Source organism: Kosakonia oryziphila, assembly GCF_900094795.1.
Classification (GTDB): domain Bacteria; phylum Pseudomonadota; class Gammaproteobacteria; order Enterobacterales; family Enterobacteriaceae; genus Kosakonia; species Kosakonia oryziphila.
On sequence record NZ_FMBC01000086.1, the window covers coordinates 1 to 6,412 of the forward strand.

Annotated in this window: 4 protein-coding genes, 1 rRNA gene and 1 pseudogene; 5 read left to right on the forward strand and 1 reads right to left on the reverse strand. The window is 51.7% G+C overall.

Annotated features, from left to right (window positions below; genetic code table 11):
- A pseudogene (locus GA0061070_RS23595) lies at nt 1-323 on the forward strand (IS4 family transposase); the annotation flags it as partial.
- A gap of 46 nt (nt 324-369) precedes the next feature.
- Here the strand turns inward: GA0061070_RS23595 and bamD are convergent.
- On the reverse strand, nt 370-1,107 hold the full coding sequence (bamD, locus tag GA0061070_RS23600) for an outer membrane protein assembly factor BamD (protein ID WP_090138909.1): 738 nt from the start codon (nt 1,105-1,107) through the stop codon (nt 370-372).
- 131 nt (nt 1,108-1,238) lie between these two features.
- Between bamD and rluD the strand changes: the two genes are divergently transcribed.
- The 4 genes from rluD to GA0061070_RS23620 all read left to right on the forward strand — a co-directional run.
- The gene (gene rluD / locus GA0061070_RS23605; RefSeq protein ID WP_090138910.1) at nt 1,239-2,219 is read left to right on the forward strand and encodes a 23S rRNA pseudouridine(1911/1915/1917) synthase RluD; all 981 of its coding nucleotides are present in this window, start codon (nt 1,239-1,241) and stop codon (nt 2,217-2,219) included.
- Nucleotides 2,216-2,947: a purine nucleoside phosphorylase YfiH gene (gene yfiH / locus GA0061070_RS23610; RefSeq protein ID WP_090138912.1), complete on the forward strand. Its 732-nt coding sequence runs from the start codon at nt 2,216-2,218 to the stop codon at nt 2,945-2,947. Before rluD ends, yfiH begins: the two co-directional genes overlap by 4 nt.
- Before the next feature lie 129 nt (nt 2,948-3,076).
- Complete coding sequence (gene clpB / locus GA0061070_RS23615) at nt 3,077-5,650, forward strand: ATP-dependent chaperone ClpB (RefSeq protein WP_090138914.1); 2,574 nt, start codon at nt 3,077-3,079, stop codon at nt 5,648-5,650.
- Nucleotides 5,651-6,232: 582 nt separating this feature from the next.
- Nucleotides 6,233-6,412: ribosomal RNA gene (locus GA0061070_RS23620) — 16S ribosomal RNA — on the forward strand; the annotation flags it as partial.

A 6,412-nucleotide genomic window follows, 5' to 3' on the forward strand; every position in this document is an offset into this window, starting at 1 on the left:
CGGAGCTTGTGGAGCAAGAGCTGTGGGGTGTCTTACTGGCTTATAATCTGGTGAGATATCAGATGATTAAAATGGCGGAACATCTGAAAGGTTACTGGCCGAATCAACTGAGTTTCTCAGAATCATGCGGAATGGTGATGAGAATGCTGATGACATTGCAGGGCGCATCACCGGGACGTATACCGGAGCTGATGCGCGATCTTGCAAGTATGGGACAACTTGTGAAATTACCGACAAGAAGGGAAAGGGCCTTCCCGAGAGTGGTAAAGGAGAGGCCCTGGAAATACCCCACAGCCCCGAAAAAGAGCCAGTCAGTTGCTTAACTGACTGGCATTACAGCCATTGGCTGCCGTTTTGTGTTTCAGATATTTATGTATTGCTGCTGTTGGCCGCGATAATTTTCGCAACCTTGTCTGCCTGCGCGTTCATTTGCATCTCGCGGTAGGCTTTCTCCATTTTCGGCAGCGCATCACGCGTCGCCTGCGTATCCGGATAATCACGCAGCATGCCTTCTACGCGGTTGACAACAGCAACCCAGGCACCGCGATCGGTGTAATAATTCACCACCGACAGTTCATATTTCGACAGACGATCTTTCAGGAACACCAGACGCTTGGCGGCGTCAGAGATGTACTGGCTCTGCGGATAGCCACGTACCAGTTTACTGAAGTCATTGAATGCCTCACGCGCATGCGCCGGGTCACGATCGCTGCGATCCACACCAAAGAACCCTTGCAGAGCGCTGTCGTCCAGAGCCATGTTGGTCAGCCCACGCATATACATCACATAATCGATGTTCGGATGGGTTGGGTTCAGACGAATAAAACGGTCAATCGCGGCTTGCGCCAACGGTAAATCGGCGTTTTTGTAGTAGGCGTAGATCAGATCCAACTGCACTTGCTGTGAGTACGGACCAAACGGATAACGATTATCCAGTGCTTCTAGTTGCGTTATTGCCGCCTTCCAGTTACCGTCTTGCAGTTTTTGCTGGGCAGTCGCGTAGATTTCATTTGGTGGATTATCAGGCACCACTTCCTTTGAACCGGAGCAACCCGCCAAAGCCAGACTCAACGTGGCGGCTGCCACCAGATATTTCAAGCGCGTCATGACGTTTAGACTTTCCTCAGAATGTGTATGCGGGAGATTCTTTATTCCTGCTCCCGACTAAGACCAGCTACAATAGCACACTATATTATACGGCGAAGCCGTAAAACCCAACGTTAACGAAGAAGCTGTATATGGCACAACGAGTACAACTCACCGCAACGGTGTCCGAAAACCAACTCGGTCAACGCTTAGATCAGGCTTTGGCCGAATTGTTCCCGGATTATTCACGTTCGCGAATAAAAGAATGGATTCTCGCCCAGCACGTGGAGGTCAACGGTAGTATTTGCGATAAGCCGAAAGAGAAAGTGTTGGGTGGAGAATGCATCACTATTGATGTGGAAATTGAAGAAGAAGCGCGCTTCGAACCGCAGGACATCCCACTGAACATCGTCTACGAAGATGATGACATTATCGTGATCAATAAACCGCGTGACCTTGTTGTCCATCCTGGCGCAGGTAACCCGGATGGTACGGTGCTGAATGCATTGCTGCACTATTATCCGCAGATTGTTGATGTTCCGCGCGCGGGGATCGTGCACCGTCTGGACAAAGACACCACTGGCCTGATGGTAGTAGCGAAAACAATCCCGGCGCAAACGCGGCTGGTCGAGTCGTTGCAACTGCGTGAAATTACGCGTGAATATGAAGCGGTGGCGATTGGGCATATGACGTCAGGTGGTACGGTTGAAGAACCTATCAGCCGGCACCCGACTAAGCGTACCCATATGTCGGTGCATCCGATGGGTAAACCGGCGGTAACGCACTATCGCATCATGGAGCACTTCCGTGTGCACACGCGTCTGCGTCTGCGTCTGGAAACCGGCCGCACCCACCAGATCCGCGTGCATATGGCGCATATCACTCATCCGCTGGTTGGTGATCAGCTTTATGGTGGCCGTCCGCGCCCGCCGAAAGGCGCTTCTGACGAGTTCATCGATGCGCTGCGCAAGTTTGATCGTCAGGCTCTGCACGCTACGATGCTGCGTCTTTACCATCCTATCAGCGGCATTGAGATGGAGTGGCACGCGCCTATTCCGCAGGACATGGTGGATTTGATTGCTGCTATGCGCGCGGATTTTGAAACCCATAAGGACGATGTCGCCTGGTTATGACCAAACTGATCCTCCCTGATTGGCCGCAGCCGAAAGGCGTGGCGTCATGCAGTTCAACCCGTATCGGCGGTGTGAGCTTGCCGCCTTATCACTCGCTAAACCTCGGTGCCCACTGTGGCGACGATGCTGAGCATGTGGAAGAAAATCGCAAACGCATGTTTGCCGAGGGAGGGTTGCCTTCCAGGCCGGTATGGCTTGAGCAGGTACACGGTACTGACGTGCTGCTGCTTGATGGCGGGTCTTATACCTCTAAACGGGCGGATGCGTCGTACAGCAACACGCCCGGTACGGTTTGCGCAGTGATGACCGCCGACTGCCTGCCTGTTCTGTTTTGCAATCGTGATGGAACCGAAGTCGCTGCTGCCCATGCCGGTTGGCGCGGGTTGTGTGCGGGCGTGCTGGAAAAGACAGTTGCTTGTTTTACCGACAAGCCGGAAAACCTGCTCGCCTGGTTAGGGCCGGCGATCGGGCCGCAGGCATTTGAAGTCGGCGCAGAAGTGCGCGAGGCATTTATGGCGCATGATGTTGAGGCCGATCGTGCTTTTCGTTCGCACGGTGAGAAATATTTCGCTGATATCTACCAGCTCGCGCGCCAGCGTCTGTCGTCAGTGGGTGTTCAGCAGGTATTCGGCGGCGAGCATTGCACATTCAGTCAAAAGGATGATTTTTTCTCATACCGCCGGGACAAGATAACCGGTCGTATGGCAAGTTTTATTTGGCTGATATAACCTAAAGAATCAAGACGATCCAGTTCGCATATACTTTCTTTTGCATAATTCAGGTCATTAACCTTGAATAATTGAGGGATGACCTCATTTAATCTCCAGTAGCAATTTTGACCTGTTATGGGAGGAGTTATGCGTCTGGATCGTCTTACCAATAAATTCCAGCTTGCTCTTGCCGATGCCCAGTCGCTCGCATTGGGGCACGACAATCAATTTATCGAACCTCTTCATTTAATGAGTGCCTTGCTGAAGCAGGAAGGCGGTTCGGTTTTTCCTTTATTAACCTCTGCCGGCGTTAACGCTGGCGCGCTACGTACAGCCGTTGAACAGGCATTAAGCCGTTTACCGCTGGTGGAAGGCACCGGCGGCGACGTGCAGCCTTCTCAGGATTTAGTGCGGGTGCTCAATCTTTGCGACAAGCTGGCGCAAAAACGGGGTGACAACTTTATTTCGTCTGAACTCTTCGTTCTGGCGGTACTGGAGTCTCGCGGTACGCTGACCGATTTACTGAAATCAGCGGGCGCAACTACGGCGAATGTGACTCAGGCCATTGCACAAATGCGTGGGGGGGAAAACGTGAACGATCAAGGGGCTGAAGACCAACGTCAGGCCTTGAAGAAATTCACCGTCGATCTGACCGAGCGTGCCGAGCAAGGCAAGCTCGATCCGGTTATCGGCCGTGACGAAGAGATCCGCCGTACCATACAGGTGCTGCAACGCCGGACTAAAAACAACCCGGTGTTAATTGGTGAACCGGGGGTGGGTAAAACCGCTATCGTTGAAGGACTGGCGCAGCGCATTGTTAATGGTGAAGTGCCGGAAGGGCTTAAAGGTCGGCGCGTTCTGGCGCTGGACATGGGCGCGCTGGTGGCCGGGGCGAAATACCGTGGCGAGTTTGAAGAGCGTCTGAAAGGTGTGCTTAACGATCTCTCGAAGCAGGAAGGCAATGTCATTCTGTTTATCGATGAGCTGCATACCATGGTTGGCGCCGGGAAAGCCGATGGCGCGATGGATGCGGGTAATATGCTGAAGCCAGCGCTGGCGCGTGGCGAACTGCACTGCGTCGGTGCCACCACGCTGGATGAGTATCGTCAATATATAGAGAAAGACGCTGCTCTGGAGCGTCGTTTCCAAAAAGTGCTGGTTGCTGAACCGACAGTGGAAGACACCATTGCGATTCTGCGTGGCCTGAAAGAACGTTATGAGCTGCACCACCATGTGCAGATTACTGACCCGGCGATCGTCGCGGCGGCAACTTTGTCGCATCGTTATATTTCCGACCGCCAGTTGCCGGATAAAGCTATCGACCTGATCGATGAAGCTGCATCCAGCATTCGTATGCAGATTGACTCTAAACCGGAAGAACTTGACCGGCTCGATCGCCGCATTATCCAGCTCAAACTGGAACAGCGCGCGCTGATGAAAGAGTCTGACGAAGCGAGTAAGAAACGCCTCGAAATGCTTAATGAAGAGCTGGAAGATAAAGAGCGTCAGTATTCGACATTAGAAGAAGAGTGGAAAGCCGAGAAAGCTTCTCTCTCCGGCACCCAGACCATTAAGGCTGAACTGGAACAGGCGAAAATCGCGATAGAACAGGCTCGGCGTAATGGCGATCTTGGACGGATGTCGGAATTGCAGTACGGGAAAATCCCTGAACTGGAAAAACAGCTGGAAGCGGCAACCCAGGCTGAAGGCAAAACTATGCGTCTGTTGCGTAACCGAGTGACAGATATTGAGATCGCCGAAGTGCTGGCACGCTGGACCGGTATTCCGGTGTCGCGGATGATGGAAGGTGAACGTGAAAAACTGCTGCGTATGGAGCATGACCTGCATCATCGTGTGATTGGTCAGGATGAAGCGGTAGAAGCAGTATCGAACGCTATTCGCCGTAGCCGTGCTGGTCTGTCAGATCCGAATCGCCCGATCGGTTCGTTCCTGTTCCTTGGGCCAACCGGGGTAGGGAAAACCGAACTGTGTAAAGCGCTGGCTAACTTTATGTTCGATAGCGACGATGCAATGGTGCGTATCGACATGTCTGAGTTTATGGAAAAACACTCCGTTTCCAGGCTGGTAGGGGCACCTCCGGGATATGTCGGCTATGAAGAAGGTGGCTATTTAACGGAAGCGGTTCGTCGTCGCCCCTATTCTGTCATCCTTTTGGATGAAGTGGAAAAAGCACATCCGGATGTATTCAACATCCTGTTGCAGGTGCTTGACGATGGTCGTCTTACGGATGGACAGGGCAGAACGGTGGATTTCCGTAATACTGTCGTGATCATGACTTCCAACCTCGGTTCCGATTTGATCCAGGAACGTTTTGGCGAGCTGGATTATGGGCATATGAAGGAACTGGTACTGGGGGTGGTGAGCCAGAACTTCCGTCCGGAGTTTATCAACCGTATTGATGAAGTGGTGGTCTTCCATCCGCTGGGTGAAAAACATATTGCTTCTATTGCGCAGATCCAGTTGCAGCGTTTGTACAAACGCCTGGAAGAGCGCGGTTATACAGTGACAATCTCTGATGAAGCGCTAAAACTGCTGAGCGCAAATGGTTACGATCCGGTGTATGGCGCGCGTCCGTTGAAACGCGCTATCCAGCAGCAGATCGAAAACCCACTGGCACAGCAGATACTGTCTGGTGAGTTGATACCAGGCAAAACGCTGCAGCTTGTCGTAAAAGACGATCGTATTGTGGCAGTGCAGTAAGTCACAAAATAAAGAAAACGAGCCCTCAGGGGTAATGCCAGTCACTTAAGCATTTTATGAATAAAAATTCATATTAATGCTCAGAGGGATAACGAAGAAATCAGGTTTACCGTCCCGTTTCCTTTCATCTGAGACCTGAATTTCAGGTCTCGATTCCTTAAGTGAGCAGCATTAGCCCTCAGGGGCTCGTTTTTGTATAAAAACCAGGCAAAAATTAGCCTTTAGAGGCTGGCTTGCCTGGAAAGTAATCAAACGATAATTTTTTTGAATTTTATGCTTGTCAGCCGGAATTAACCCCCTATAATGCGCCTCCACTGACACGGCACAACGGCAAACACACCGGCCTGTCAGGTGAAGGAATCTGAAAATAACCAGTTGACTTCACGGCGGGAAAGCGTAATATGCACACCCCGCGCCGCAGCGAAAACGCAGCGGCACTGCTCTTTAACAATTTATCAGACAATCTGTGTGGGCACTCAGGTGACATGGATTCTTGATGTCTTCGGACAAAAAATGAATACCAGGTCTCTCGGGTGAACACGTAATTCATTACGAAGTTTAATTCGATGAGCATCAAACTTTAAATTGAAGAGTTTGATCATGGCTCAGATTGAACGCTGGCGGCAGGCCTAACACATGCAAGTCGAACGGTAGCACAGAGAGCTTGCTCTCGGGTGACGAGTGGCGGACGGGTGAGTAATGTCTGGGAAACTGCCTGATGGAGGGGGATAACTACTGGAAACGGTAGCTAATACCGCATAA

What these genes read in the sequence shown, in the direction of transcription:
- clpB (WP_090138914.1), top strand. Translation starts at nt 3,077, where the DNA reads ATGCGTCTGGATCGTCTTACCAATAAATTCCAGCTTGCTCTTGCCGAT.
- yfiH (WP_090138912.1), top strand. Translation starts at nt 2,216, where the DNA reads ATGACCAAACTGATCCTCCCTGATTGGCCGCAGCCGAAAGGCGTGGCG.
- bamD (WP_090138909.1), bottom strand. Translation starts at nt 1,107, where the DNA reads ATGACGCGCTTGAAATATCTGGTGGCAGCCGCCACGTTGAGTCTGGCT.
- rluD (WP_090138910.1), top strand. Translation starts at nt 1,239, where the DNA reads ATGGCACAACGAGTACAACTCACCGCAACGGTGTCCGAAAACCAACTC.